The 1,154-nt window shown below is 68.9% G+C and carries 2 protein-coding genes; both read left to right on the top strand.

Annotated features, from left to right (window positions below; genetic code table 11):
- A partial coding sequence (locus PUR26_RS01465) for an LGFP repeat-containing protein (RefSeq protein ID WP_443076930.1) occupies window positions 1–349 on the top strand: 349 nt, incomplete at its 5' end.
- A 13-nt stretch (window positions 350–362) separates the two neighbouring features.
- Window positions 363–1,154 (top strand): hypothetical protein (locus PUR26_RS01460; RefSeq protein WP_443076929.1); only part of this gene is annotated, 792 nt, incomplete at its 3' end.

Raw genomic sequence — 1,154 nt, 5'->3', positions numbered from 1 at the left:
TGTGGCGTTCGCGATCCATGGGGACATCCTGGGGAAGTTCTGGGCGACGGATGCGGAGCGGCGTTGGGGTTTCCCGACGATGGATGAGGCGGACGCGTCGCGTGCTCCGGACGGTACGCGTGGGCGTTATCAGTTCTTCGAGCGGGGGCTGTTCCTGTGGTCGGAGCAGACCGGGACGCATGTGGTGCATGACGCGATCTATGACGCGTTCCATGCGGCGGGTCATGAGGGTGTGCTGGGTTATCCGGTGACCGATGAGCAGGACGAGGCGGGCGGCAGGGTGCAGCGCTTCCAGAAGGCCACCATCCACTGGCACCCCGACAGGGGCACCTGGATCACCGACAACTAGCGAGGAGTGAGCCATGAGACCGCTGACCCTTCGACGTGCGGGCGGGGCGGTGACGGGCCGGGTGCTGGGTGCGATGCTGCTGGCGCTGGCCGGCGTCGCACTCGCCCTCACCGGAGCGCCGGCCGCCAGTGCCTCGGAACCCGGTGGGGCGATCGGGCGGGGAGAGGTGATGGACCGTGCGGCGTCGTGGATCGCCGAGCGGGTGCCGTACAGCCAGAGCGGCTGCCACGCCAACCAGTTCGGCTGCTACCGCCCGGACTGCTCGGGCTATGTGTCGATGGCCTGGCACCTCAACTCGTCCCTGACGACCTGGGACCTGTGGAACGTCACCTTCGACATCCCCGCGGGCGACCTGCAACCCGGTGACGCGCTGCTGCGGGACTCGGGCGGCACGGACCACGTGGCGCTGTTCGTCCGCTGGGCGGACCCGGCTCGTACCCGGCCGGTGGTCCGCGAGGAGTACGACTTCGGGCACGTGGCCGAGGAGCGGGTGTGGACCGACGGCCTCCGCGGCTTTTCGCCGCGCCGGTACAACCAGCTGGACGATCTGATGCCGTACGGCACCATCGCGGTGAAGTACGACAGCCTGGGTGGTCCTGGCGGCGTCCTCGGGGCGCCGATCCGAGGGGAACGCGACGCCTCCCTCGGCGGACGCTTCCAGCACTTCCAGAACGGGATCATTCTGTGGCGTCCGGATGTGGCGTTCGCGATCCATGGGGACATCCTGGGGAAGTTCTGGGCGACGGATGCGGAGCGGCGTTGGGGTTTCCCGACGATGGATGAGGCGGACGCGTCGCGTGCTCCG

This window comes from Streptomyces sp. SP18CS02, from assembly GCF_036322365.1.
GTDB lineage: Bacteria > Actinomycetota > Actinomycetes > Streptomycetales > Streptomycetaceae > Streptomyces.
The sequence above is the reverse complement of the archived record's forward strand: the minus strand, read 5'-3'. Positions and strand labels throughout refer to the sequence as shown.